This window comes from Nitrosopumilaceae archaeon AB1(1) (assembly GCA_033471095.1).
In the GTDB taxonomy this organism is placed as follows: Archaea; Thermoproteota; Nitrososphaeria; order Nitrososphaerales; family Nitrosopumilaceae; genus Nitrosoabyssus; species Nitrosoabyssus spongiisocia.
This window is the reverse complement of record CP136752.1, coordinates 501201-527786: the sequence shown is the minus strand read 5'-3', so window position 1 is coordinate 527786 and position 26586 is coordinate 501201. Positions and strand designations below refer to the sequence as shown.

Below are 26586 nucleotides of genomic sequence, written 5' to 3'. Positions count from 1 at the left end.
CTCATTACTAATATTTCAAAAACATTAATTTTTATAACAATGTAAAATAGCGATTCTTGTGATTATTTGGAATACCTAGCCATGCTCCCCGGACCAACAAATGTACCAGAGAGAGTAACTCGTGCCATGTTTACTCATGTAATTAATCATAGAAGCCCAGATTTTGTTGAATTATATCAAGAAATAATAGCGAATACTCAAAAAATATTTGAAACACAAAATGACATAATAGCTTTATCTTGTTCTGGAACCGGAGCAGTCGAGGCAGGAGTTGTAAATATAGTTAAAAAAGGCGATAAAATTATCATTCCAGTTAATGGAGAATTTAGTAATAGACTTGCTACTCTAATAGAATGGCAGGGAGCAAATGTAGTAAGACTTACTACTCCATTTGGTCAAAACGCTACACTTGATCAGATACGTGAAGCATTTGATAACAATAAAGATGTAAAAGCATTCTATGTTGTTCACAACGAAACATCTACTGGAACAATGGTGAATTATTTAGATTGCATATCAGACCTTACCTCACGAAATGATTCATTCTATGTTGTCGATTCAGTATCATTATTGGGCGGAGCAAAACTTCCCGTAGACAAGTGGAACATTGATGTATGTATGACAGGATCACAGAAAGCTCTTGCTGCACCACCAGGCATATCTCCAATATCAATTAGTCCTAAAGCCAAAAAATACATGATTGATAATCCACCACCAACTTTCTACTTTAATTTGGCAAGATACTTTGCCTATTATGAAGAATCAAAACAAACCCCCTTCACTCCAGCTCTTCCATTACTATATGCGTATAGAGAAGCATTACGAATAGTCTTAGAGGAAGGACTAGAGGCCAGATTCAGAAGACACTCAATTTGTTCTGAAGCTCTCTATGATAGTCTAACTGCTCTTGGTCTTGATCCATTTGCAAAGAAAGAGGATTGTTCCATATCCATTGTAGCCTTGAATTATCTAGACGGTCTTGAAGATGGCAAATTCCGTAATACACTAGCACAAAAATTTCGTGTACTAGTTGCAGGTGGATTTGGTGATTTGAAGGGTAAGGTGTTTAGAGTTGGCTGTATGGGAGAAGTGCAAAGATATCATATAATGCGTACAATCTCTGCTATTGCCTCTACACTAAACATGATGGGTTATAATGTGAATTCTGAGGAAGCACTAAAGATTGCCGAATCAAAATTAGCAGATTTTTAGTTTATTGAATATTTTTTACAAAAGTCATTAAATTCTTTTTTAGTTTCTTGTTTGTCTTCTTTTTTAATATGTGATCCAGTTAAGTGTCTTATACAAAGAATAGGAATATTATCCTGCTTCATTCTAATCCATATCCTTTGTTTACTTTTTCCATACATACTAAATTTGATCTTTTCTATTGTTAATGGTAAAAGTAATTCGTTAGAAATTAATGCTTCATAAGTATTAAAGCCTATTATTAACAAGGCTTTTGGTTTTACCATCTTTATAATCTCAATTGTTTTCTCATAACAGAAAAATTCAATTTTACAACGTTCCTCTGGAGCTGATCCGAAGAAATCATTTTTCCATTGCTCCATACTTTTACTTCTAAAAAACAAAATTGGGATAGCAACAGATTTTTTCAATAAACCTTCGTGATTCTCAAAAAGTTTTATAATTGCTTTTGCAAAAGGTCTGTTCTTATTTTCAAGATAAAAATTCTCATCTTTAATTTCAAAACATTTTTTTTCGAATCGTTTACGGTCTTCCTCAAAACTATCTTTTTTTCCACCTGGATTTAATGATATTATCATAATTGGAGGATTCTTTTCTAAGTTTGGTATAAAAAATCTTAAAACCTGCTTTCAACCTAGGATGTTTAATCCATTTCTTATACACTTCTTCATTTAATTTCATTCCCCATTCTTCAATACCCGTCATATGTGATATGCTAAATTAATTTATCTAATATGTTTGTCTAAATTAATATTAGGAATTTCCAAATCTTGACTATTGTCATTTAAAACAGGAACTCTCATACTTGTAGACTATACCGCTAAAATAAAAGATACGGATAATGTCATAGATACCACCTTTGAGGAGATTGCAAAAAAACACTCTGTCCACGAAGAGCAAAAACTGTACGGTCCTAAACTAGTTGCCGTAGGTGAATCATGGGTGTTGGGTGGTCTTGATAAAGCACTAGCTGAAACCTCTGTTGGAGATAAAAAAACAATCGAGGTCTTACCAAAGGACGGTTTCGGTGAACGTGATCCTAAAAAAGTACGTATGATACCACTACGAAAACTAGGCGAAGATGCAGAAAAAGTATCCATTGGAGATACCGTAGAGATTGATAATAAGGTTGGAACAATTCGTTTCATTGGTTCTGGTCGTGTCTCCGTTGATTATAATCATAGACATGCAGGAAAAACAATACTCTATGAAATTGATGTTAAACAACAGCTAGATAATGATAAAGAAAAAATTACAGAGTTGTTAAAAAAACATACAGGTGAGACTGGAGCTTCTGTAACGTTTGAGCTTGAAGGGAGTGATGTAAAAATTGCAATTCCTGAATCTATATTTCAAATGGAGGGTCTTGGGATAATCAAACGATTCATTCAGATGGATATATTCAAATTTACTAGTATTACTAAAGTAACTTATACTGAGACCTTTACAAAGTCAGAAGAGCCTACTAAAAAATTATAAAACTTTTGTACTCTCTGCTAGACTAACAGCAGATGCCTCATCCAATTTTACCTCATTTAGTATAGTGTACCGCTCAGGTCTTAGAGTAGGTGCTAAGAGTAGTGCCTGTATTATATCATCTTTCTCTAGATTAATCTCTCTTGCACTAGTTGGAAATCCTACTCTGACTAGAGCATCTCTAATTTTCTGCCAATCCTGACCTTGTAGTTTTGCCATCAATATACTACCAATACCACATTTCTCTCCATGCAGACCCTTTCTCGGAGCTAAAACATCTAGAGCGTGTGAAAATAGATGTTCTGCACCAGAGCATGGTCTGCTACTACCTGCTATACACGCTGCAACACCGGCGCTAATTAATGCCTCAACCACAACTCTTGGTTCTGGTTTATCTTTACTCTCTACTACCATCTTTGCGCTTAGTGATGCCAACTCTGCAGCATATCTTCCATAATATTCACCAGTGGATTCATGTCCTAATTTCCAATCATGAATGGCAATAATATTTGCAATTAAATCTCCACAACCACTAGATAAAAGACGACCAGGCGCCTTCTCTATAATACTCATATCAACAAACACACCCATAGGTGCGCTTGTTACAATAGAATGTGGTTTATCACTCTTTATTGATACAAACGGACTTGCTATTCCATCATGTGATGCAGCTGTGGGTATACTGATAAATGGTTTTTTCAAATTAAATGATACCATCTTGGCAACATCAACTGAGCTGCCTCCACCCACACCCAATATCATATCTGGATTAACTGATTTAATTTCTCCTTGTACTATATCAATCAGTTCTGTTTTATTCTCAACTGTATCGTGCCAGTGTATTGATACATTTGTCTTTTTTAGAGAATCCTCTATACCATCTTGTACTATCTTCATTACATGCTTGCCAGAAATGATAGACACAACTCGTGAATCACTCAACGTTGCTAGAAAATCTCCAATCATACCTATACAGTCTTTCCCGATGGTAATCTTTCTGGGAAGTTCCATAGTATGCATGATTACTCATAACAAAAAGTTATTTAAAAGGGTAGATTGAATGTAAAATAACTTTACAGGTGTAATTTTTGTCAAATAATGTCGAAGAAAAAATACTACATGGAACTACTACGGTAGGAATACATGCCTCAGATGGCATAGTACTATGCGCAGATATGCGTGCTAGTGCAGGATATTTTATAGCCAATAATAATACAATGAAGATTCAAAAGATAGCAGATCATGCAGGTCTTACTCTTGCCGGTGGTGTGGCAGATGCTCAAAACCTAACTGATGTACTGCGATATAACGCAGGGATTCATAAAGTTCAAAAACACAGAGATTTACCCATACCATCACTGGCACGATTTTGTTCTTTAATATTTCATCAAAATCGTGGTTATCCATTTATGGCTGACATTCTAATTGGTGGTTTTGATGAGAATGGTCCTTCATTATTTAATATTGACATGTTTGGTACTGTAGAGCGCAAAAAGTATGTAACCACTGGAAGTGGTTCCCCCGTTGCGTATGGTGCTCTAGAAGAGAATTATAAAGATGATATCACACTTGAAGACGCAAAGTTACTTGCCCTCAAAGCTGTCAAAGCTGCCATTTTAAGAAATATTGGAACAGGCGATGGAATCAATCTAGCAACCATAGATAAACATGGATTCCAACTGTTAACCGCAGAACAAAAGAAAACTATACTACCCCTTTAATAATAAATATGGAAAAAAAATCAAAAACAGATACTAGTCAAAATATGATTGCTATAGTACTACAGAGTCTACCTGCTGATGCAAGTGTAACTAGGATAGAGTACGCAGGTCCCTATATTGCAATATATACAGACAAGCCTCGCCGTCTACTCTCTGATACCAGTATTATATCTAATCTAGTTAGTACGATTAAAAAGAGAATCATCGTTCGTACAGACGAGTCTATGCGTAAACCTGCAGATGAGGCAAAACAAATCATATCCAAACTAGTCCCAAAAGAGGCCGATCTGCAGAATGTCTTGTTTGATCCCGTCTCTGGAGTTGCCTCTGTTCAGGTAAAGAGACCCTGGCTTTTGCGTGCAGATTCTGGTAAATTCGATTATGTAAAGACTGTAGAGGAATCTGGTTGGAAGATTAGAGTCCGCAAGGCATCTACAGGCACATCTAATACTATACAGACCATCCAGCACGCTCTGCAGACATCTGTCCCTGAGCGTTCAAAACAACTACGAAGTATAGGCGATGATATCTTTAGAAGTAGACTTGTTCAGAGGACAGAGGCATCTTTATTCACCCTTGGTGGATTTGGCCAAGTCGGTAGATTTTCAATGCTACTAGCTACCCCTGAAAGTAAAGTCTTGATAGACTGTGGGATAAATCCCGGAGCTCGTCATCCAACGGATTCATTCCCTAGACTAGATTGGCTTGACTTAACTCTAGATGATCTTGACGCAGTAGTAATTGGTCACGCACATCTTGATCACACAGGATTTTTACCGGTACTGTGCAAGTATGGATACAAGGGACCGATATACTGTACGGAACCAACATTGCCAATGATGAATCTAATTCAACTCGATGCAATCAAAGTAGCCTCTGCACAGGGTAGAGTTCCAATGTACTCTGATCGTGATGTAAAGCAGATAATGCGCCAAACAATCACATTACCATATGGGACAGTCACTGACATTTCACCGGACATTAAACTTGTCTTGGCAAACGCAGGTCACATTCTTGGCTCATCTCTGTGTCATTTTCATATCGGTAATGGTGGTCATAATTTTGTGTATTCTGGTGATATTAAATTTGCAAAAAGTATTCTGTTTGAGGCAGCCAATGTAAATTTCCCACGTGTTGAGACTCTACTAATTGAAAGTACATACGGTGCTAAAGAGGATATTCAACCATCACGCGACGAGGTAGAGACATCATTTAATCAAGCTGTAAATGAGACATTAAAGGGAGGCGGTAAAGTACTAATCCCAATACCTGCTGTTGGCCGTGCACAGGAAATCATGATGGTAATAGACCAGTATATGAAATCCGGCGATATGGTAGAGGCACCAGTATTTACCGAAGGTATGATATCAGAGGCCTCAGTTATTCATGAGAGTTTTCCAGAGTATTTGGCACGTGATTTGAAGCAGAGAATACTAGAGACTGACGATAATCCCTTTGATTCAGAATACTTTACCAATATAGATCATGTCGATAGACGAGATGAGGCTATGCGAGAGGGATCACCTTGTATTATCTTGGCGACATCCGGTATGCTAGAAGGCGGTCCGGTGTTGGAGTACTTTAGAAATCTTGCACCACATGAAAAAAATAAGATTCTCTTTGTATCGTATCAGGTAAATGGTACAATGGGAAGAAGAGTATTGGATGGCGCAAGGCAGGTCTCTATGATGACTCAGACTGGTAAAGTAGAAGCTGTCTCGATAAACTGTCAGATGGAAAAGTTGGATGGATTTAGTGGTCACAGCGATTATAATCAATTATTATCATTTGTCCATAAATTACGTCCCAAGTTGAAACGAGTATTGGTCAATCACGGAGAGCGTCGTAAATCTGAGAATCTATCTGCTGTGATACGTAAGATGTATCGTCTTCCAGCTCATTATCCACAGATTCAAGAATCTATAAAATTATTTTAGATCATACTCTGGCTTCCAAATTTTTATTCCATTTGGAGTTACGATGATTCTCTCTTCACCTAATCGGGCAATGTCTGCATTTTCTCTCTTTGCAATCTGGTGAATCTCTTCTACCATGTTTCGTAGTTTGGCTACGTCTTTTTGCGCTAGAGGTGTTACCTTTAGGATGAGAATCATGCCTTTTTTGATGTCAGCTTTTATCGCATCTAGATCGCTAGGATCCTTGATGGTGAACGCTTTGAGGTATGTCTCGTTTTCTTGCTTTTGCATAGGAACGAACTTTGCAGAAGTAGTTTAAATAATTTCTGAACCTATAGAATCCGGAATGACTCCATATCGTCCGGTTCTGCACGACTGACTTGTGCCTGAGTCGTGCCTGTACGTACCGTATGAATTCCTGATTTTGGTGCATCAGAGTATCGTAGGGTGATTCTCGCTGCTTTCTCTAGGTGTTCCTTATTGCCTCTGAGCAGTGAGGTCGGACCCATGTATGTTTCAGTCTCTAGTATGATATCCTCAGGTAGTGCAAGGGCCGATATGGTCTGATTTTCCTGGTGGTCTCTGCCTACTATTAATTTCGTGATTTTGTCAAATCTGAAATGTCTTCCAACCTTTAGTAGGTCTATCTCATTAATTGTTGGCATATCTGTGTGCTCGAATAGATCTTTAGTCTTTCTTCCAAATGATGGATTTGTTAGGAGACATCCGCCTCCTGCATTTGGTGGGTTTTTGATGTTAAACTCTTTGGCCATTTGAAGTTGTATCTTTCTTGAGCGTCCTCTGATTGTTCCCATGTCTTCTCGTCTGATTAGTCCGTCATTTTCTGGAATTGTTGGTGGTAATAGTCCTGCAGATAGTGGTCTGACTATTTTGCCCTTTAGATCTGAATCTTTCTCTATCACTCCAAGCGCTTGACCGTGTTGGCTCATGGGTCTTTGACCTAATACTTCTCCAGATATAATAAACTCTGCACCAATCTCTTCCATGTGTTTCTTTGCTGCATCAAACATCATGGAACGACAATCAATACAAGGATTATATCCTGCACCTCTTCTATGTTTTGGATTTTTTAGCATTTTGATATATTCATCTCCCAAGTATACTGTTTTGAGATCTACTCCTAGCTCTTCAGACCTTTCTCTAATTTCAAATCCACAACCTCTTCCGCAATCAAAGTCACAAAATGGTGTCTTGATTGCTACGGCAGACACGTCAAATCCCTGCTTTTGCATCATTCTGACTGCTAGCTGGCTGTCAAGACCGCCGGATAGGAGGGCTACTATTTTCTTTTTAGACATATATTATCTTAAATGAGCTACATTATAAAATAGTATAATTATTAAATATCTAGTATTCGTTTCTAATTTAAAAGATCTAAATTCTGTTCGAATTCCTCATAATCTCTACGTTGGAGCCAATAATTTTCCTTAATTTTCTTAGTTACTCTAATCACTTTTTCAATATTTGCTATAAAGCTCTCTGGACTATCTGATCCTACAATTCTACAAATAATTAAAAAATCTGCGTTTATTGATTTAGGATCTCTTTGACCAAATGGAACTGGTGAGGTTTGAGAAAGAGTTTTAATTTTAATAATGAATTTTTTGGGTTTTTCTATATACAAATATTCATCTCTTCCATTTCTTTGTTTTTTTACTATGTGACCTTTAGACGATAGTAATGATATAATATAATTTACTCCTTTATCTCGTATTTCATTTCTTGTCATTTTATATACACTATATCCAACAATCTTATTAATGTGCTTTTAGTGGATTATTCTACATTACTCTGGCTGTCAGTGGTAAAATAGTGTTAAATCATCCAAATTATGTATTGATTGATTCACTCAATTCGTATCGTGGAGCAATTAGAAAAGAATTTAGATGTTTTAAATTAAAAATCTCATTTTTAATATTATTTTTTTTTAATAAATTTACTATAATATCTGTCTACAACCATCTTTTCGTGAAGAAATAAATCTACTAAAGTTTTTCCCGCAGAAATTAGTAATGACAACGACAGAAATAATGCAGAATAGACCATCTATAGATATTATGGTGGAAAAGATAAATTATGTAATGAGATTGCTCTACCTGGAGATAACAAAATTATTTACAAGCTTAATTTTCCATTTGACAAAATAGATCCCAGTGATTGAAATAGAATTACATATTAGAATATTTCTTTATTGTGATATGAAATGTATTTATTTACTACACAGTTAACATTATAAAAAAACCTAAATATTTTTAGATGGTGATCTATTTAGTTATTATCCCTACGTTTTCCTGATGGTTTATCTGTTTTACTAGGCTTTCCACCTTTTCCTTTGGATTCTATTTTAGACATACATTTGATATAACTATTAAATATTTAAATTTATCTCAACAGAATCTAATATCAAATTAAATATAATACACAATCTGGTATATTATAAATATGCAAGAATCTATTTATCTAGATTATAATTCTACAACTTCGATAAATCAATGCGTTTTTGAAAGTATGCTGCAAATATTTCATCATACATTTGGTAATCCTTCTAATACTCATACATTCAGACAACAAGCCAAAATAGTGATCAATAAAGCTAGAGAACAAGTATCTGATTTAATAGTTCCACAACATTGATGTTAGTGTTGAGAAATTCAAGGACTATTCGTGTCTTGTCTTGAAGCGAAATTCTTTTTTATGTTCTTTCTTTCTCCATGATCTATGATAAGATTATACATGTAAGTGGTCTCATTCTAGAGGGGTCACACCAATTAGTATGTGAATGGGCCTCGTCAAGCTAACAGATTTACAGAAACAAAAAGAATCAATCACATTTCAGATTAACGAGTTAAAATCAGTGTAAAAACAATTTTAAAAAGATGTATAACTTTGTTTTTCTTATGTATAAAAACATGTTTGATAATAGCTTGGTTTAACTCTAGCTTTGTTTGAAAATCTATTCTAAATTATCTCTCATGTGTTAATAAGTTAAAAAATACTAATTCTAACAAACTGTTTAGTTTTTCTTTCGAGTTATTTTTATATGAGTAAATCAAACAAAAACTAGATTTTGTCATTGTTTATAGTCTAATGCCTAAGATTCCACCATCTTCAGTTGAATCTGTTAATTTTCTTACAATGTGTCTTTCTAAATCCAGATCTTTCAAATCTCTATGAGGAATCATATCTGAATTTAATGTACAAATATACTGAAAACTATACATTTCTGATGTTTTTTTTGCAAGTTGTAGGGCTCCTGCTCTTTGTCGTTCATCCACTCCATCAAAAATCATACTATCGTGAATCAAAAATTTAGGAGATTGTTTTCTCATAGACCAAATTTTTGTAAGTGTAAGATCATAACAAAATACCTTCATATTTCCAATACCCTGACTTGATGAACGTTGAATGTTGATATCAAACTTAAACCCGTCTTCATTTAAATTTATTAGAAAAGTTCCAAATTCACTATAGAGAGAACTAGAGAATTCACCAAATGCCCTGATTGCCATATTTTTCTGATCAGTTCGTTCTTTCATGTCGATTAAAGCATTTTTATAGAGTTTCTGCTTATCCATTTTTATCTGATTATCTCTATCTGCAATATTTTTTAAATTATCTAATTTCAGCTTTGATATCATTTAACTCAGATTGAGAATTACTATGATTCTTTTGAACTTCTGTGTATTCCTTTAATGCACCTTGTGTGTTAAGTATTTGCATTAAATTTAATCTTTTTTTATCTAATTGTTCTATTATTTGTGTTCTGGAAATAATTTCACTTTTTAATTGTGTAATTTCTGAATTCAAAAATTCTTTTCTATTTTCTATAATCTTATTATGAAATTCATTAACTTCCTCTAATGTTTTTGTTATTCTTTCTGAAAAATACATTCCAGCTTCTTGATAAACTTCAGATATTTGTTGAATATCTGCTACTTTTTCTTGTTCTAAACTAACGTTGTATCTATTTAACAATAATTTATCCATTACACTTTGATTGGTTTTATTGTGAATTGTGTCTGTGATGTCGTTAGCTTCCTTCTCAATTTGTTCATATTGATCATTTACTTGAAATTTATTTAATTTTTCTTTTTCTTTATCTGCATGTATTTGTAATCTGACTCTTTCTGCTTCTAATTCACCAGTATTTCCCATAAATCCTTTAAAGTTTCCTGTGTTTATTTCTCGCTTAAATGCATCTAGATCATTTTTCTTTTTTCTCAAAATTTGTAATTCTGTTGCAAATATCCATCCTAAATCTAACAAATATGCATTATTAGTCTGAATATCCCATGTTAGTTGAGCTGATGACTGTTTGAATGCATCAAGAAATCCTTCATGTTTTCTTATAAAATATGAAATCATGCTTCCAAATGATGGATTAAATGATTGTAAACCTATTGGTAAATCAAACATAAGTTTACCTAAAATATTTCGCCAAGAATTCTTGTTGAGATATTTTTTACCCGTTTCGGTATCTGTTTTAGGTTTTATTGACCAACTGGAATAATCCCCATCTATGAAAATCTGACCCTTATTTCCTGGACTTCTACTGACCTTGTATCTTTTCTCATCTAAATCAAGTTCAATTGTGAATGTAGAATCTTCCAACTTTGAATCATTTAGTGCATCTTTAGGATCTCCTCCTAAACAAAAATGAATAATGTTTATCATGGTACTTTTCCCAAGCCCATTCCTCGAATCTTTCTGTGATGATTCCCTAGTTCTTTCTGCTAAAACTACATTAAATCCTTTAGAAAAATTAATTTTTTTAAATTTCTTATGATCAGAATCAATCGAATGAATCAAATCTGTATTTTCCTAATAATTCCTTTTTCATAATCTATTAGACCTAACATAAACAAAAAATCTAACCCTAAAGTAAATTTCTCAAAGTATATTATTTCAGATTTAATTTTTGAATCATTCCAAAGCATTGTAATTGTTTGTGCTTCATCAATTTGTTCTAATATTACAGCCCCCACATTTAACATTGAATTAGATAATTTTACATGTTTACTTGGCAATATTATTTTTCAAACACCTCACATTTTTCAAAGAAATATACTAACACGGATAACCCTGCTTGTGTTTTTGCTTTCTCGTTAGAATGTAATGAAGCAAAATCATACAAGGAATAAAATAAATCATCGTCTTTTATTTCTTCTTCATTACGTAGTCTCATGTACTCTTGTACAAAACGTTCTCTTATGCGTTCTCCTTGTTTTGGATTGGGGTGTTTTTGCAAATAATTATTAACTTGATTTGAACCTATCATTCCACGTAAAATTAATTGTGAAGTCTGTGTTGACAAATTATTTTTTTTGATTTTTTCTTTAGGTTTTATCAATGTATAATCATCTTGAATTGTAATCACATCTGATGCTAGAAAATTTAATATGTCTTCTAGTTCTGTAAATCCTACATTTTGTACATTGTCTCTCAATTTATTGTATATTTTGGCTTCGTGGTCTTTTTTGAATTTTTGTAATTTATCTTTAGTGTAGAATTTCGGATTTTTGTCTATTTTTATGTGACAATTTGCACAAACTACAATTAAATTCTCTTCTGAATTTTTTTGTGAGTCTGATGATATCCTCTTCTGCACGAGGACCATTTTTGCTAAAACTTATGATATGTGCATTTTCTGAAATAACAATTTCAACATCTTTGGTCATTTTTTGTAAAAGATCGAGTCCACAATCAGGCATTGCACACTGTCTCCCACATTTCATGTATAATCGCCTTTTAACGTCATCTGATATACTCCGACTCATATAATATGATGAATAATGTGTTATGTTAAACTTTGCTTCCTAATTTACATCTAACTCATTTACAATCAAAAAGATTTAGATCATCAAGTTTTGTAATCCTTTGATGATCTTTATTCGTTCAGCATCAATTCCAGATACTCTACCAAAGATTTGTGTTGCTGTATTTCCAGTGATACTCTCTAATAATTTTGCAGATATCTGAGATGTATTTTGATGTGAAAGGATTAGCCCTAAATTGTATGATCGAGCCTGAGCAAGTAGTGTAGATAGTAGTGTTAAATCATGTATCTTTTGAAACTCGTCTAATGCTAAAACGACCAGAGTTCTATCCTCTGCAGGTATCAAAGCTGCACGTGCTTTGGCCATTTGAAGTTGTATCTTTCTTGAGCGTCCTTTGATTGTTCCCATGTCTTCTCGTCTGATTAGCCCGTCATTTTCTGGAATTGTTGGTGGTAATAGTCATGCAGATAGTGGTCTGACTATTTTGCCCTTTAGATTTGAATCTTTCTCTATTACTCCAAGTGCTGGACCGTGTTGGCTCATGGGTCTTTGACCTAGTACTTCTCCGGATATGATAAACTCTGCACCAATCTCTTCCATGTGTTTCTTTGCTGCATCAAACATCATGGAACGACAATCAATACAAGGATTATATCCTGCACCTCTTCTATGTTTTGGATTTTTTAGCATTTTGATATATTCATCTCCTAGGTATACTGTTTTGAGATCAACACCCAATTCTTCTGAGCGCTCTCTAATTTCGAATCCGCAACCTCTTCCACAATCAAAGTCACAAAATGGTGTCTTGATTGCTACGGCAGACACGTCAAATCCCTGCTTTTGCATCATTTTGACTGCCAATTGGCTGTCTAGACCGCCTGATAGGAGGGCTACTATTTTCTTGTTTTTTACCATATTGTAATCAATATCTAATATTTTATTAATACTAATAAAAATATCTAATTTTGAACAGTGTAGGTATTATGATGTTTAGATATCTCAAAATACATATTCATAGCAAGAACACCATAGTAGAAAATCTCAACAAATTTGGTACAGGAAGGATCCCTCCTCATTTCAAATAATTATTTACTCTTCAATAAATTGCATGACAAAGAAGCATTTGTCACAAATGAATAATTTAATAGAAAATGTTTCTCTATCACCTAAAGTTAAAGTATGAAGTCTTTTTTTCAAAAATGATTTATTTCCACAATGAAGACATTTTTTAGGCTTATCATTATCAACTTTTGAATGAAGTAAACTACGTTTTATTTGTTCAGATTTTTTTCTTATGAGAGGATCATTTTGATAATCACCATCTTCAACTACTGGGCAATGTTCATGAATCCATCTTCCACTTCCAGCTTGAATTATTTCATCTCCTGGATAAATAAACTCACTACATCCAAAACATTTAGATTTAAATTTTGATTTCAATTTAATCATTAAATTTTGTTGATAATCTCTTCCCAAGTTGTAAATCGATCATAAAGGTTAGAATATGCACCAGTTGTATCCCTTTTATTAGCATGTTTCGCTGCATGTGTTAATTTTGCAAGAAATTTTCCTATCCCATCAGAATCAATTTCTTCTAATTCTTTAATTCGATTTACAAGAAAATGCTTTCCTGCCAATTCCATTTGTTCACCTTTATTATCAACATCATGGATTATGTCACAATATTTACAATCACATTTTTTTAATTCTAGCGCACGTTCAATTTCAGCAATTCTTGCAAATGGTACTTTTGAATGAAGAAATGTTTGATAAAATCGAATGGTTGCAGCCCTACCACCAGTAGTAAATGGACTTTTGTGTTCTCCATAACAAATTGAATGTGAGGATCCTGTCATACCTTTTTCTTTGAGTAAAAACGAAAACAATCCCCCATACATATTATAAATTGGTTTTTTGTTATTAGCAAGTTTACTAACAAATTTTTGAAAACGTTCTAACTCTTCTTTCTTTGCAAAATTTTCATCCATGTATGCAGACCATATCATATATCCATCAACGCCTGAGATTTTGTATTTTTGTATAATTTCATCAATATCTTCTTCATATGACAATAGATCCCTATCAATCATTATCACTGCAAAAATTTTTTCATTATCATCTCTATTTTCTATTGCCAATTTGATAGAGTGAGTATTTACGGTAAGCCAATCTTCAGCACCTGCGTCTAAGAAAAAATATGGTGGAATAATCCATTTAGGTCTAAGAACAAAAGATTCAGTATTTTCAGTTTCGAATTCTTCAAATTCAGAAATTTCATCATAAATATCTTGAACTGTAGTTCTTTGATAAGTTACAACATTTTCAACTAATTCTTTCAAATTATCTGTTGGTTGATTATTGTCAATAAGTAAATTTGGAGATAGATTAAGAGAATCAGGTTCAACTATCAAATCTAAACCATAGTTTTCCATGAGTTTTGGAAACCAACGTTTTCCTCTAATATCTTCAACATCAGCACCAAAAACGTATGTATGAGGATCAATAATGTATGGTTTTTTTAGTTTTGTAAGCATATTGGTAATCCTTTTTTTCAGACCTTCTAAAATATGACTTGATACAACAATGTTAAAGTTTCTCAAATTACTATTTTCTAACCATGCCATTTCTCGGCTAATGTTAATTCGTATCATTAATTCAGGCAATCAAGACATCTCCTGTAATGTACATTGTTTTTTTGCATAACGTCTACGTTTAGAAATAACTAATTTTGATTTTTTTGCAGATAATTTTTTTTCACAGGAACCATTTATTTCTAAAATTCCAATCCCAAGATTTTCAAAGAGCGATATATCTACATTCGGCATTGTTTTATGCCATAAAGCAACATAAGAATAATCTGCAACATAGAGATTTGTATAAGCTTGCTGCAAAACTTTTTTCCAATTACTGATTTTTACTTCAATTGAAACTAATTTTTGATTTTTTAAAGCAACTATATCAATTCTTTTTCTACTAGATGACCAATCCCCTATTGGAATTTCATAATATAGAGTCTCATTTGCAAAAGGTCCTGTATGTTTAATCTTTTTGTACAATTCTAATTCTTTAATACTCATACCAAACCACCATTTAGCTCCCTTATTTCAGATTTAAATGAAGAGTTAAAAGACAAAAATTGTTGAATAAAACTAGTAATAAAAATTAACCCAATCACTAGAACAATTGCATTTAAACATACTATGTACAATATATCAATTCCAAATGTATTATATTTAGAATTTATGAAAAGTTCGTTTGTTGCAGTAAACAAAAAAGTTATGATCCCAAGTATTATAGACGTATTTGTTGATAATTCCAATAATAGAATAATGATTTGTTTCTTATTGCTAACTTCATTAAATTTGAATAAACGCACTCGGTATTGTTCTAATTTTTCTATGACTTCTGGGGTTTTAAAAAATTTTTCTGTTTTAAATTTTCCTTTAGTACTACTAAGAATTCCTTGTAAAATAGGATTTAACGTATAATTTCTCAAGTGTTGATATGTTTTTGTAATGTCTTCATCAAGTTTATCTCGTTTATCATCTTTCATTCTAAATAAAGTACACCCAAAAATGATGAGTCCACTAGCAAATACTCCAAAGATGTATGTTTCAGTTAATGGCATTGCTATCTTAACACCCTATCACGTATTTGTGATTTTATTGTAAAATCAGGATAATTTGAATACACATATCTGAGAATATCATCTAATTTTTCTCTACCATGTTTTTCTTTAAGATCGGATATATGTTTTATCAGATCTTCATGAACTCGTTCATACGTTTTCTTTTCAAGAAATCTTTTTCCTTTATCCGTAATCTCATATTTCCCCACTGTCTCCTTAATCATTTTAACTGATTTTAGAAAATCAATCTCATCATAAATTTCCGTAGCGAGCGGTCCAAATCTATCAGGTTCAAAATTAAATTTGATTTTTACATTGTCCCATTTATTTAAAATTTCCATTTGTGTTAAAAACACTAATTTTTCAAATCTAGTTATGCCCTCAATTGGAAATTTGTTATCTCCATTAAGTAAAAGAAGAATTAAATCAGATTTTTTTATAGATGCATTACCCAATTAATATATAATCTAATTAGTAATTAATATCATTTATGGTTCTGTTATTTCTTCCACAGACTTATTTACGCACACTACTAATTAATCTATTACTAAAAAAATAAAAACACTATAATCTGCTAAAACCATGCTATCTATTGTGAAAAGTATATCAAGTTTGAATAGACACATGAACGATTCTGTAAGAGAGAAATCTTCACAAAATGTTCAAGGATTTTTATTAGTCAAGTACACGAGGTGGCTATCTCTTATCTGAACAGATCCAAAAAATGCTTGATCAATTGGGTGTAGACATTGAAAAAATCAAGATGGAAGGGTTTCCAAAAAACTGGACAGCGTTTAATTTTAAAAAATCAAGTGATTTTCCATCAACTCAAATAATATTGATTGAAGATGGTCCCAAAAACATTGTAGAAGCACGTTCATACATATCTAAACTCTCTTCATGCATAGTGCTGTTTAGAACAAAACAGGGTAAACCATACAATCTGTTTCTAAAGGCGTTGGAACATAGTTTTTTAGTAAAACTTGAAAGCGCCAATACATACGAACAGATGACATCCATTCTAAACTCATGTAAATTTGCAAAGGCGACTAGTAAGATGGAGATGGTAAGATGTGTGAGCAATGCCATAAAGATGATTCCTACACACGAATCTGATTTTGACAATAGAGGAGTATTTTCGACACATTATATCAAAAACCGATTATTTGATGAACTTGGGCGAGATGTAAAAGAACAAGCAACAGAGATTGCAAAGAGAATTAATTCTGTGGAAGATATTTTAGATCTGTTAGGTTGGAAAAATCTAGAAAAACGAGCTAGTGGAGTTTATCATATTAACGATTTTGTTACCATTGTAGTTAAAAAAGATGTAGATCTTGGGATAAAAACCAAAGATGATATAGCGCCAAGTTATGTGGCTGTGTCTGAGCTGAAACAACACACCTTGGGTAATATTGACAAACGGTACGCAATGGCGACTCTATACAAACAAAATGTCGGCCCCCACCACAAATTATTTTGAGATAAATTTGGGTCTTAAACGCGATATCATATTACAATATCTAGTAGCAATATTTGGTATAGACTCGTATGTGAAACACGATAAAAAAATCGACATTGACGTAATATTTGAGAAAGGTAAGACATATGCGCAGGAACTTGAAGATGATCTGTCCTCTAAAATACTACAAACAGATGGAATATTTCTTGATTTGATAAAAGGTGTGTTAGATCATGATATAAAAAAGAAGTATACTGATGCAGATCTAGAACATGCAAAGCAGACATCATTGAAGATCATGTATAGAATATGGTTCCTGTTATATGCTGAATCTCGTGATCTGTTACCAGTAAACGATACAAAATATCATCCCATATCACTCCAGAATCTGCGAACTAGATTTGATACTATGGAAAAAGAGCCAAATGATGATTCCTGCTGGAGTGCACTTTTGAAGCTATTCACTGGAATACGCAAAGGTAGTGTAGAACATAATCTTCCAGAGTACAACGGTGAACTGTTCAAGATCAATCCATCTATTGATAATCAAAGTGTCAAAAACAAATTCATAGTACCTGCTATGCGTGGACTAGTTGAAAAAGATGGTGATGCAATGGATTATGCTAGTCTTGGTGTTAGACACCTTGGAAATATCTATGAGGCATTGATGGAGTTTAGTGTAAAACAGGCAGACAAGGACATAATGTTGTTAGAGGATTCAAAGGGGGTAAGAGAGGTTGTAACCAAGCAAGAATCTACATACTCTTACAAGGTAAATGATTTGTATCTTGCATCAAAGGGAGGAATAGCATCAAGAAAAAATTCTGCTAGCTATTATACTCCAGAAGAATTTGTACAATTTCTAGTAAAACAAGGACTTGATCCCATACTTTATGAACGAGAAAATAAAATCAAAAAAGATTTAGAGAATTACAAAAAAAATTCTAATGATAAAAATCGTAAAGTCTGCATAGACAGACTACTTGATTTACAAGTACTTGACCCATCAATGGGCAGCGGTCATTTCTTGGTGGAAGCATTAAACCAAATAACGACATGGGTAACAGGTATTTTAAACAGATACAGAGATCATCCGCTTGCCGAAGACATCGAACATGATAGAGAAACAATAATTCAGACACAAAAGAAGAAGGGCATAACTTTTGATTATAACTTTCTTAAAGATGATGTTTTATTAAAACGGAAAATAATGAAGCGATGTATATTTGGTGTTGATATTAACCCTCTTGCTGTAGAACTTGCAAGATTGTCTTTATGGCTTGACTCGTTTGCAATAGGAGTTCCTCTAACATACATGAACCACCATCTAAAGATTGGAGATTCTACAATAGGAATGTGGCGGAAGGATTTGGCAGAGAAAAATCATACCATAGATAACTGGATTGATAATACTGAAATGACTGGAGAGATAATAACCAAAGTAAGTTGTAGTTCAGATGTTACAATGAAACAGGTTCAATTCAGTGAAGATGAACATAATAGATATGAAGAAGAGATGTTACCACACAAAATGATGCTGGATGTGCTTACAGCATCAAAAATTGACAAGGATATAATACCAAAAAAAAATCGTGATGTCAAAAGATTCGTAGAACAATTTACTAATAATACTGATGATGAATTATCTACAGATAACTCCATAACAAAAATAAGAAAAAAAGTTCAAAAATTATCTAAAATTTACAAATTTTTTCATTGGGAGCTTGAGATGATGGATGCATTTACTGATACAAGGCGAGGATTTGATTTGATTGTTGGAAATCCTCCTTGGGATAAAGTAAAACATTCTGATGATGAATTTTTCACTTCACACTATCCATCTTTTAAATCATTGAAAACAAAACAAGATAAAAATAAAATTATTAAAAATCTACTCAAGAATTTATCTATTAAAAAAATTTATGAGAATCATAAAAACATGTTTGTGGATAAAACATTATTTTATAAAATATATAAACTACAAGGAGTTGGGGATAGAGATTCTGTGGCAACTTGTTCTTGAACGTTCCTTGGATTTTATGACTGCCGGTGGATCAATATCAATGGTGATTCCGTCTCAACTTCTTTCGAATCTTGGAGGATACGATATTCGTAAAAAAATTCTTGATAAAGATATTATATCACTTTATGTGTTTGAGAATAAAAAAAAATATTTTCCATACATAGTCAGCTATAGATTTGTACTGCTAACTATTCGCAATGTAACTGGTTCAGATATATTTCCTGCTGGATTTTATCTACATAATCTTTCCACTTTACAAGGAGATGAATCAGAAAAACACAAATTTAGAATTGTTTCTAAAACTGAGATGGAACTCATATCTCCAAATGAGCTTATGATTCATGAAACTGGATCGGCATATACGAATTTATTAACAAAATTTGCCGATAATCCATGTGTTGGTTCTAGACTAGATGGTAATTGGTCTATATCACTTTCACGTGGATTTGATAAAACTAATGATTCGAATTTGTTACAAGATGATGGAAAAGGTTGGCCTGTTTTGGAAGGCAAACATATACACCAATTTATTTCAAACTATACAAAGCCTGAATTTACAGCAGACAAAATTGCTGGCTTGCAACATGAACAAAAAAAACGAGTTTATGATGATCAATGCAAAGAAATCCACGATTCATTCAGATTGGCATTTAGAAATATATCATCACCCACAAATATGAGAACTGTCATTACAGACTATAATTCCTCCACATAAATTTTATACATACTCATTACGTGTTTTAATATTGAAAAAAGACGATCTGATAAAGATCGATGCACAGTATAATAGAAAAATAGCATATTTATGTGGTATTTTTAATTCTATGATTTTTGATTTTATAGCGCGTTCTAAAACACAATTAAATGTATCTACAGTATTTCCATTACTTCCAATTCCAAATGTTACAAAGTTTGATGATGAAATAATTCATCTCTCTGCCAAACTATCAATTGGTAGTTCTGAATTTGAAGGTTTTGCAGAATCATTGAGAATTGAAAACAAACAACTCTCTCCTAGAGAAAGAATCGAGACCGCCGCCAAACTTGATGCATTGGTGGCTCTTGCGTATGGATTGGATATAAATGAATATAAAATTGTTATAAATTCGTTCAAGCTTGGTGAAGATTTTACAATGAGTGATGCTAAAGAGATTAACTGGAGTGACAGTACGTCCATAATGCGTAACTTTTTTGGCGAGGTGCGTAAAATTGTTCTAAAACATTATAATGAATATGTAAAAGAATACAATATTGGAGTGAAAATATAATGAGCTATGATAGAAAAGATCGTCCAGATATAGTAGATAACGTCAGCACAAATATGATAGATGCGCTCAATCTCAACATTCCAAAGATCAAATCACTTGACATATCATCTGGTTACTTTGAATTAAGTGGCTATGACTTAATTCGCAATACATTAGAACCTGCCTCAGAGAAGAGTGATTTTGTCATACGTTTACTTTTAGGTGAAGATGCGATCAGTGCTCCAGTTTTGAATACATTTGAGGACTATCGCAAAAAGATAAAAACAGACGAGACGAAATCATTTAGTACAAAATCGTTAGGAGAGAATTTAGACGATGCTATATTTACACAGGACAATATGAATTCCGCTTCCAGTCTAGTAAAGATGCTTAAACGCAATAATATCCAAGTAAGACATAACGATCGTAGATTCAATCACGCAAAGTGCTACATTTTGGGAAAAGATATGGCGCTAGTGGGATCTAGTAATTTTACAAAATCTGGATTTGAGGGCAATAGAGAGCTCAATGCTGCAATATACACACCAGCGTCACTAGATAAAATATACAAATGGTTCAATAGAATGTGGTTTGATGCAAAAGATACAAAACAAGAGATAATCGAATCTGTTAGAACAATCGAAGTTTGGGATACCACCAAATCCATACCAGATATATATTAAAATGTTATTTGAAAAATACAAACCATCGCTTATGGCAATGGCAGAGACAGATTCCTCAAAGCTTGCAAACCTTGCAAAATTCCAAAAAGATGCCGTGATAACCACAATGCACATAATTAATGATTACAGAGGTGTGATAATTGCAGACTCGACAGGACTGGGCAAAACCCACATAGGAATAGAGATAATCAGACAAAAGAGACATCAGGACAACAAAAAGGTACTTTTGATTGCCCCTTCTCAAGTGCTAGAGTCAGTGTGGAAAGTAAAATTGGAATCGGCAGGAATTACCATAAAGACAATAACAATGGAAAGTTTAGGGAGGGATACATTTGAGGATGAGTTGCACAAGTATAGAAACATAGATACGGTGGTAATAGACGAATCACAAAACTTTCGTTCAAAGAACGCAAACAGGCGTATAAACTTGATGAAACTCATGTCAGGAAAGAAAAAGGACGCAATATTGCTATCTGCCACACCAATCAACAACAGTATAATGGATCTCTACTATCAGGTATCAATAATTACAAATGGTGATGATACCTATTTTTCTAATATAGGAATACCAAATCTGTATCAACATATGAGAAAGGCTGCAAACGAAGGTATAGGAAATGGTCTACAAAAAATCCAACAACTTCTTGACGCCATAATGATAAGGCGCACAGAATCATTTATCAAGGACGTATATCCTAATGAGAAGCTCAATGGCAAACTAGTAAAATTTCCAAAAAGAGAATACTCCCCTATATACTATGACTTGAGCGAAACTACTGGGACAAATGTGTATTCAGAATTATTAGATACAGTAGAAAAACTTCATATGGTACCATACGGTGTAGAAACTTACAACAAGACTCTCTCAAAGGAGGAAAGGGAAAAGCACAAGGTTTTAGCTACACTTCAGACTATAATTATTTTAAAGAGATTTGAAAGTAGTACGTATGCAGCTAAGATTAGCATAGATAATAAAATACGGTTGTATGAGCACTTTGAGAAGACTCTGAAAAATAACTCCATAGTATCTGTAAAGGAGACTCAACAAGATAATGGCAAAATGGAAGAGGCAGACAGATGGAGAAGATGATGGAAATGATAGGGATGAGTTCTTTGTAAGCGCAATAGAAAAGCTTCCAACAGAACCTGCAGTAAACTATGATACAGTACAGATGAAAGAGGATTTAACAGAGGATCTACGTATTCTAAGAGAATATCAGAAAGGAATTGAAGAAATTTTACCATTTGATAAAAAATTCGATGCTGTTGCAGAAAAGATAATGATTGATGGCGCATTGAAAAATGAGAGCAGAAAGGTACTCATATTCACAGAGTATACAGTGACTGCTAATCATATCAAGAAAAAGATGATGGAAAAATTTGGAAACAAAAAGATATTGTTAATCACAGGAGATGTCAAAAAAGAGACTCGACAGAAGATGATACAAGAGTTCTCTCCAAAAGCAAATATGGATGATGATGAGACAATGCCAGAGCAGACGGCAGACATTCTTATATCAACGGAGGTGTTAGCAGAGGGTCAGAACCTGCAAGACTGTAATTATGTAATAAATTATGATTTGCCATGGAATCCTATGCGAATAGTACAGAGAATTGGGAGAATAGATAGACTAACTAGCACCTTTGATACGGTACGCTCTAGAGAATGTTATCCAGAGAAAAGCCTTGATAAAATACTAAAACTCATGGGTAAGCTTTTGGGTAAAATAGAGACCATAAATGATGTAATTGGACTAGATACCTCAATTCTTGGTGCAGAGACCACACCAAAGCAGTTCAACGGAACTGATGCCAATAGGATACGGATATTTGCAGGGGCATCAAAGTCAGAAGATTCTGTAACAGACGTGAGAGAAAAGCTTGAACGAGAATCAGACCTAATGCCACTAGTATCACCACTTAACGAGATAAACCAGTATGTGAAAAAGACTGGAATAGAAGAGATGATGAAGATTCCGATGGGACGCAGAAGTGGTAAGAACATGCATGGAGATATAGTAATTATATCATACATTCAAGAAAAACCACAGAGACAGTTCCATTCTGTGCTATTTGATTATTCTACTAGAAAGGCAGAAGTTATAGAAGACTCTGACGCATTCAAACATACTGCCTGTGTTGATGACACGCCCAAATATATGCCGATGGATGATAACCATTATAGTAGATCGTTTGCAGAACTATTAGAGATCGACAAGCTTGCCAGGAATGCCATAATTTATAAAAAAAGTATAGACGCAGATGCAGCAAATAGACTACGTCAAACATCAAATACTTACAGAAAGAACATTGAGAAAATACAAGGTATTATAATGGAGGCAGTAAGTGATGGGAAAGTTTCAGAAAAAGAGGGAGGATCTGTCTTTGAAATAACAGATTCACCTGATCTAAAGGCATGGGAAAATAACATATCAGATCTGTTAAAAGAATATGATAAAACCAAGAACGTGGCAGATATAATGAACAGAGATCAAAAAGATAGCAGAAAGGGTAGGCATTGAAAAAGAGGTAAAACAGAAGATAAAACAGGATAAGGATCCTATTCTCATACTAGTTGGAGCGATGTTTATTACTGGAGATAAACCTGTGAATCTATTTCATACCTAGTTTTTTTAATTTATTAGTTCTTTCTTGGGTTCTCCCATATTAACTCGTTACCACTTTTCTCGTGGACCATACTTTGTGACTTTAGCTGAATCAGGACAATTGTGCTTTCTTTTTCATCTTTTTAAATTTTTTTGATGTCAAGTCAGTATTTTGCGTTCTATACTCTTTCATATCATTCAACATGTACCAGATAATCTCCAACATTTGTCTTGCAGCAGCTACTCTCAGCTTTTTGCTTTCCACGTCGTTTGGCAATACGAGTATAGAATGATTTTATTCTATCATTGAGACATACCGTAGTCGTTGCAGATTCTACTAACGCATTACGTAACCAAGTGGAACCTCTCTTTGTTATACTGCCTCCTTTGTGTACATTTGCACTATCTCTGTGTGATGGAGCAAGTCCTGCATACGCAACCAATTTTGCTGGAGTAGAAAATCTTTTGATATCTGCAATTTCAGAAATTATTATTGCGGCAGTTGTAAAACTAATTCCAGGCATTGTCAACAATATCTTTGCCCTTTAGATCTGAATCTTTCTCTATTACTCCAAGCGCTTGACCGTGTTGGCTCATGGGTCTTTGACCTAGTACTTCTCCGGATATGATAAACTCTGCACCAATCTCTTCCATGTGTTTCTTTGTTACATCAAACATCATGGAACGACAATCAATACAAGGATTATAACCTGCACCTCTTCTATGTTTTGGATTTTTTAGCATTTTGATATATTCATCTCCCAGGTATACTGTTTTTAGATCAACACCTAGTTCTGAGCGCTCTCTAATTTCGAATCCACAACCTCTCCCACAATCAAAGTCACAGAATGGTGTCTTGATTGCTACGGCAGACACATCAAATCCCTACTTTTGCATCATTTTTACTGCTAACTGGCTGTCTAGACCGCCTGATAGGGGGCTACTATTTTCTTTTTAGGCATATTTGTAGTTAATATCTAATATTTTATTAATGCTGTTAAAATAGGTATTGTCAAGTTATATGGACTTGCTCATTATGTAGGTATATTCAAGATTAGACTAATCAGTGCTATTAAGTTATCTGTGGACAGGCACAATAAATTTTCTACTTAAATCTATGAACAAAAATTGGTCATATTTCCAATTCATGTTATTTCTAATCCTTTCGTAAATTATCTCTCAAATATTTCATATCACGACCTCCTTTGATTCTATTACAACTTCCACATAATAATTGTAAATTATCATCAACATCTCTACCACCACGAGATTTAGGTTTTACATGATCCACTTCTAAATCTTTAATTCGATAATGATTTCTGCAACCATTACAAATACCTGCTTGTTTACCATAAAGAGTATTTTTTACATCATCTGAACGTTGTTCATCATCTGAGTCATATTCTTCTGTTGTATCATTTGATTCAGATGTGGACAACGAAAAGCTATGATGAGACCAATAAACCATATAATTAATAGTGTAATTCCAATTATTATATCTAAAATAAATCCGAATATCACTATAATGAAAAACACGAATCCAATAACTACTAAAAATCCGTTAAATTCTTCATCGTCTGCCATTAAAAATATCATTGTAAAAATCTATAAATTGTTTTCTAAATGTGGTATTGTCAATTCATCGATAACTTATACACGTAAGATAATAATTTAGTACTTTGCTTTTTAATCTACAGGTCATCCTGTACAAAAAGTTTAATTTGAAGAAATTCATGTTTACGATATATGAATTCAATCCCATTAACTGATGCTGAAAAATTGATTCTAAATAGAATAAAAAATATTCCTATTGATGATGTGAAAAAGAATATTAATTTTAGTGTAATTGTTGATCCTAAAGAACTAGGAAAAATTTCAACACGTATAGGTGAAGATGTACATAGAAATCTTATTACCTCTCGTATACATTTAATTCATTCAAAATATTCTATTGAAGCTACTATTGACATCACAATAAATATGCATATTAAATTATCTGATGAAATGATTAGCATCATATTAGGTAATTTAGTTAAAGATGTATACGAATATTTAATAAAGTCGTTTGATCGAAAAAGTAATAAAAAAAGATCAAGAAAAAATTAGATTGAGAGTTATGAATAATGAGCTGGACATCTGTGTAAATGTTGTATACAATGTTTGAAATTATGTATGCATGTAAAATCTAATTTATGGAGCGGACCCTCCATTTTGAGACCACTTTTTGCATGTTTTTCTTTACACTTTTCCTAAGTTGTTTCTATCCCTCCATGACTCTACAAATTCATTAGGAGTTACATATATCAATGAAGAATGAATCCTAGACTGATTATAATCTATGAATGTCGATGACAGTACAACTTTGACTTCCTGGAAACTCGTAAAGTCATGCGGCCACAAATATTCTTTCTTGAGTGTCTTGTGAAAGGATTTCACATGACCATTCTTCTCTGGCATGTGATTCCAAATGTATTCGTGATTGACTTGTAGTACATTTAGTGTATCTTTAAATTTTCTATTCATATATCGTGTACCATTGTCTGAACAAATGACTAGTTTGCCTACCTTTGATTTGTGTATTGACATGACCTTTACCTCTCTCACAACTACAGCATCACTAGTGGTAGTATCAAAAAGTTCTATTCATTTCCCTGCAAATACGTGAACAACATTGAAACAATAGTATCATCTATCTTTACCACATCAAATGTAGATAATGTCTGTCTCTCATAATTCATTAGGTCTAGTTAGTTTGAATATATCAGTAGATTTTATGATGTCTGATTTGATCTTTCTAGGATTAATACATACTGAAAT

General features: G+C 33.3%; 33 protein-coding genes. 13 read left to right on the top strand and 20 right to left on the bottom strand.

Translation table 11 applies throughout. The features are described 5' to 3' along the window. Positions 1–66: 66 nt before the first annotated feature. Positions 67–1212: an alanine--glyoxylate aminotransferase family protein gene (locus tag R1F52_03140; GenBank protein ID WOV93639.1), complete on the top strand. Its 1146-nt coding sequence runs from the start codon at positions 67–69 to the stop codon at positions 1210–1212. On the opposite strand, the gene R1F52_03135 is transcribed toward R1F52_03140, so the two are convergent. Further along, the gene (locus R1F52_03135) at positions 1209–1787 is read right to left on the bottom strand and encodes a hypothetical protein (GenBank protein ID WOV93638.1); all 579 of its coding nucleotides are present in this window, start codon (positions 1785–1787) and stop codon (positions 1209–1211) included. The two genes, R1F52_03140 and R1F52_03135, sit on opposite strands and share 4 nt — an antisense overlap. Before the next feature lie 199 nt (positions 1788–1986). On the opposite strand from R1F52_03135, the gene R1F52_03130 reads away from it, so the two are divergent. After that, the gene (locus R1F52_03130) at positions 1987–2688 is read left to right on the top strand and encodes an FKBP-type peptidyl-prolyl cis-trans isomerase (GenBank protein ID WOV93637.1); all 702 of its coding nucleotides are present in this window, start codon (positions 1987–1989) and stop codon (positions 2686–2688) included. Here R1F52_03130 and R1F52_03125 read toward each other — a convergent pair. Further along, positions 2683–3705 (bottom strand): sn-glycerol-1-phosphate dehydrogenase, encoded by a 1023-nt coding sequence (locus R1F52_03125; protein WOV93636.1) that lies wholly within the window; start codon positions 3703–3705, stop codon positions 2683–2685. The genes R1F52_03130 and R1F52_03125 overlap by 6 nt on opposite strands. Positions 3706–3773: 68 nt before the next feature. On the opposite strand from R1F52_03125, the gene R1F52_03120 reads away from it, so the two are divergent. Together R1F52_03120 and R1F52_03115 are read left to right on the top strand one after the other, a co-directional pair. Beyond that, positions 3774–4406, top strand: a complete 633-nt coding sequence (locus tag R1F52_03120; GenBank protein WOV93635.1) for a proteasome subunit beta — start codon at positions 3774–3776, stop codon at positions 4404–4406. Positions 4407–4414: 8 nt separating this feature from the next. Further along, a complete protein-coding gene (locus R1F52_03115) occupies positions 4415–6343 on the top strand; it encodes a beta-CASP ribonuclease aCPSF1 (GenBank protein WOV93634.1) in 1929 nt (642 codons plus the stop codon). On the opposite strand, the gene sepF is transcribed toward R1F52_03115, so the two are convergent. The 3 genes from sepF to R1F52_03100 all read right to left on the bottom strand — a co-directional run bounded on the left by sepF (position 6335) and on the right by R1F52_03100 (position 8072). Then, the gene (gene sepF, locus R1F52_03110; protein ID WOV93633.1) at positions 6335–6613 is read right to left on the bottom strand and encodes a cell division protein SepF; all 279 of its coding nucleotides are present in this window, start codon (positions 6611–6613) and stop codon (positions 6335–6337) included. The genes R1F52_03115 and sepF overlap by 9 nt on opposite strands. Positions 6614–6654: 41 nt before the next feature. Next, positions 6655–7641 carry a tRNA (5-methylaminomethyl-2-thiouridylate)-methyltransferase gene (locus tag R1F52_03105; protein WOV93632.1) on the bottom strand — a complete coding sequence of 329 codons (987 nt, stop codon included), beginning with the start codon at positions 7639–7641 and terminating at the stop codon, positions 6655–6657. A 62-nt stretch (positions 7642–7703) separates the two neighbouring features. Then, on the bottom strand, positions 7704–8072 hold the full coding sequence (locus tag R1F52_03100) for a hypothetical protein (protein WOV93631.1): 369 nt from the start codon (positions 8070–8072) through the stop codon (positions 7704–7706). Positions 8073–8785: 713 nt separating this feature from the next. On the opposite strand from R1F52_03100, the gene R1F52_03095 reads away from it, so the two are divergent. Continuing rightward, a complete protein-coding gene (locus R1F52_03095) occupies positions 8786–8977 on the top strand; it encodes an aminotransferase class V-fold PLP-dependent enzyme (protein WOV93630.1) in 192 nt (63 codons plus the stop codon). A 443-nt stretch (positions 8978–9420) separates the two neighbouring features. Here the strand turns inward: R1F52_03095 and R1F52_03090 are convergent, their stop codons facing one another. The 11 genes from R1F52_03090 to R1F52_03040 form a co-directional block, all read right to left on the bottom strand. Beyond that, complete coding sequence (locus tag R1F52_03090) at positions 9421–9918, bottom strand: DUF2326 domain-containing protein (protein ID WOV93629.1); 498 nt, start codon at positions 9916–9918, stop codon at positions 9421–9423. Between the two features lie 37 nt (positions 9919–9955). Further along, positions 9956–11152 carry an AAA family ATPase gene (locus tag R1F52_03085; protein WOV93628.1) on the bottom strand — a complete coding sequence of 399 codons (1197 nt, stop codon included), beginning with the start codon at positions 11150–11152 and terminating at the stop codon, positions 9956–9958. After that, positions 11149–11370 carry an ABC-three component system middle component 6 gene (locus R1F52_03080; GenBank protein ID WOV93627.1) on the bottom strand — a complete coding sequence of 74 codons (222 nt, stop codon included), beginning with the start codon at positions 11368–11370 and terminating at the stop codon, positions 11149–11151. The genes R1F52_03085 and R1F52_03080 overlap by 4 nt, the downstream gene beginning before the upstream one ends. A 2-nt stretch (positions 11371–11372) precedes the next feature. Next, positions 11373–11951 carry an ABC-three component system protein gene (locus R1F52_03075; GenBank protein WOV93626.1) on the bottom strand — a complete coding sequence of 193 codons (579 nt, stop codon included), beginning with the start codon at positions 11949–11951 and terminating at the stop codon, positions 11373–11375. A gap of 244 nt (positions 11952–12195) precedes the next feature. Next, positions 12196–12528 (bottom strand): type IV secretory system conjugative DNA transfer family protein, encoded by a 333-nt coding sequence (locus tag R1F52_03070; protein ID WOV93625.1) that lies wholly within the window; start codon positions 12526–12528, stop codon positions 12196–12198. A gap of 51 nt (positions 12529–12579) precedes the next feature. Continuing rightward, entirely contained in the window at positions 12580–13035 is a 456-nt protein-coding gene (locus tag R1F52_03065) for a hypothetical protein (protein WOV93624.1), read from the bottom strand. Between the two features lie 174 nt (positions 13036–13209). Further along, the gene (locus R1F52_03060; protein WOV93623.1) at positions 13210–13596 is read right to left on the bottom strand and encodes a hypothetical protein; all 387 of its coding nucleotides are present in this window, start codon (positions 13594–13596) and stop codon (positions 13210–13212) included. Then, on the bottom strand, positions 13569–14783 hold the full coding sequence (locus tag R1F52_03055; protein WOV93622.1) for a hypothetical protein: 1215 nt from the start codon (positions 14781–14783) through the stop codon (positions 13569–13571). The genes R1F52_03060 and R1F52_03055 overlap by 28 nt, the downstream gene beginning before the upstream one ends. After that, the gene (locus R1F52_03050; GenBank protein WOV93621.1) at positions 14784–15197 is read right to left on the bottom strand and encodes a hypothetical protein; all 414 of its coding nucleotides are present in this window, start codon (positions 15195–15197) and stop codon (positions 14784–14786) included. Further along, positions 15194–15748 carry a hypothetical protein gene (locus R1F52_03045; protein WOV93620.1) on the bottom strand — a complete coding sequence of 185 codons (555 nt, stop codon included), beginning with the start codon at positions 15746–15748 and terminating at the stop codon, positions 15194–15196. The genes R1F52_03050 and R1F52_03045 overlap by 4 nt, the downstream gene beginning before the upstream one ends. Positions 15749–15750: 2 nt before the next feature. After that, positions 15751–16203 (bottom strand): hypothetical protein, encoded by a 453-nt coding sequence (locus R1F52_03040; protein WOV93619.1) that lies wholly within the window; start codon positions 16201–16203, stop codon positions 15751–15753. Between the two features lie 269 nt (positions 16204–16472). Between R1F52_03040 and R1F52_03035 the strand changes: the two genes are divergently transcribed. Genes R1F52_03035 through R1F52_03005 form a run of 7 tightly spaced genes read left to right on the top strand, consistent with a single transcriptional unit; the run spans position 16473 to position 23685 of the window. Continuing rightward, complete coding sequence (locus R1F52_03035; protein WOV93618.1) at positions 16473–17231, top strand: hypothetical protein; 759 nt, start codon at positions 16473–16475, stop codon at positions 17229–17231. Between the two features lie 7 nt (positions 17232–17238). Further along, positions 17239–19233: a DNA methyltransferase gene (locus R1F52_03030; protein WOV93617.1), complete on the top strand. Its 1995-nt coding sequence runs from the start codon at positions 17239–17241 to the stop codon at positions 19231–19233. After that, on the top strand, positions 19199–19948 hold the full coding sequence (locus tag R1F52_03025) for a hypothetical protein (GenBank protein WOV93616.1): 750 nt from the start codon (positions 19199–19201) through the stop codon (positions 19946–19948). The genes R1F52_03030 and R1F52_03025 overlap by 35 nt, the downstream gene beginning before the upstream one ends. A 31-nt stretch (positions 19949–19979) precedes the next feature. After that, positions 19980–20501, top strand: coding sequence for a hypothetical protein (locus tag R1F52_03020; GenBank protein WOV93615.1), 522 nt, complete (start codon positions 19980–19982; stop codon positions 20499–20501). After that, positions 20501–21163 (top strand): phospholipase D-like domain-containing protein, encoded by a 663-nt coding sequence (locus tag R1F52_03015; GenBank protein ID WOV93614.1) that lies wholly within the window; start codon positions 20501–20503, stop codon positions 21161–21163. Before R1F52_03020 ends, R1F52_03015 begins: the two co-directional genes overlap by 1 nt. 37 nt (positions 21164–21200) lie before the next feature. After that, entirely contained in the window at positions 21201–22253 is a 1053-nt protein-coding gene (locus tag R1F52_03010) for an SNF2-related protein (GenBank protein WOV93613.1), read from the top strand. Beyond that, positions 22216–23685, top strand: a complete 1470-nt coding sequence (locus tag R1F52_03005) for a helicase-related protein (GenBank protein ID WOV93612.1) — start codon at positions 22216–22218, stop codon at positions 23683–23685. The genes R1F52_03010 and R1F52_03005 overlap by 38 nt, the downstream gene beginning before the upstream one ends. A gap of 278 nt (positions 23686–23963) precedes the next feature. Here the strand turns inward: R1F52_03005 and R1F52_03000 are convergent, their stop codons facing one another. The 3 genes from R1F52_03000 to R1F52_02990 form a co-directional block, all read right to left on the bottom strand. Continuing rightward, positions 23964–24293, bottom strand: coding sequence for an IS110 family transposase (locus R1F52_03000; protein WOV93611.1), 330 nt, complete (start codon positions 24291–24293; stop codon positions 23964–23966). After that, a complete protein-coding gene (locus R1F52_02995) occupies positions 24280–24645 on the bottom strand; it encodes a hypothetical protein (protein ID WOV93610.1) in 366 nt (121 codons plus the stop codon). The genes R1F52_03000 and R1F52_02995 overlap by 14 nt, the downstream gene beginning before the upstream one ends. Before the next feature lie 280 nt (positions 24646–24925). Further along, positions 24926–25207, bottom strand: coding sequence for an HNH endonuclease signature motif containing protein (locus R1F52_02990; protein WOV93609.1), 282 nt, complete (start codon positions 25205–25207; stop codon positions 24926–24928). A gap of 308 nt (positions 25208–25515) precedes the next feature. Here R1F52_02990 and R1F52_02985 point away from each other — a divergent pair, with 308 nt between their 5' ends. Next, positions 25516–25875: a hypothetical protein gene (locus tag R1F52_02985; GenBank protein WOV93608.1), complete on the top strand. Its 360-nt coding sequence runs from the start codon at positions 25516–25518 to the stop codon at positions 25873–25875. Between the two features lie 132 nt (positions 25876–26007). Here the strand turns inward: R1F52_02985 and R1F52_02980 are convergent, their stop codons facing one another. Further along, a complete protein-coding gene (locus R1F52_02980) occupies positions 26008–26355 on the bottom strand; it encodes an integrase core domain-containing protein (GenBank protein WOV93607.1) in 348 nt (115 codons plus the stop codon). Between the last annotated feature and the right edge of the window lie 231 nt (positions 26356–26586).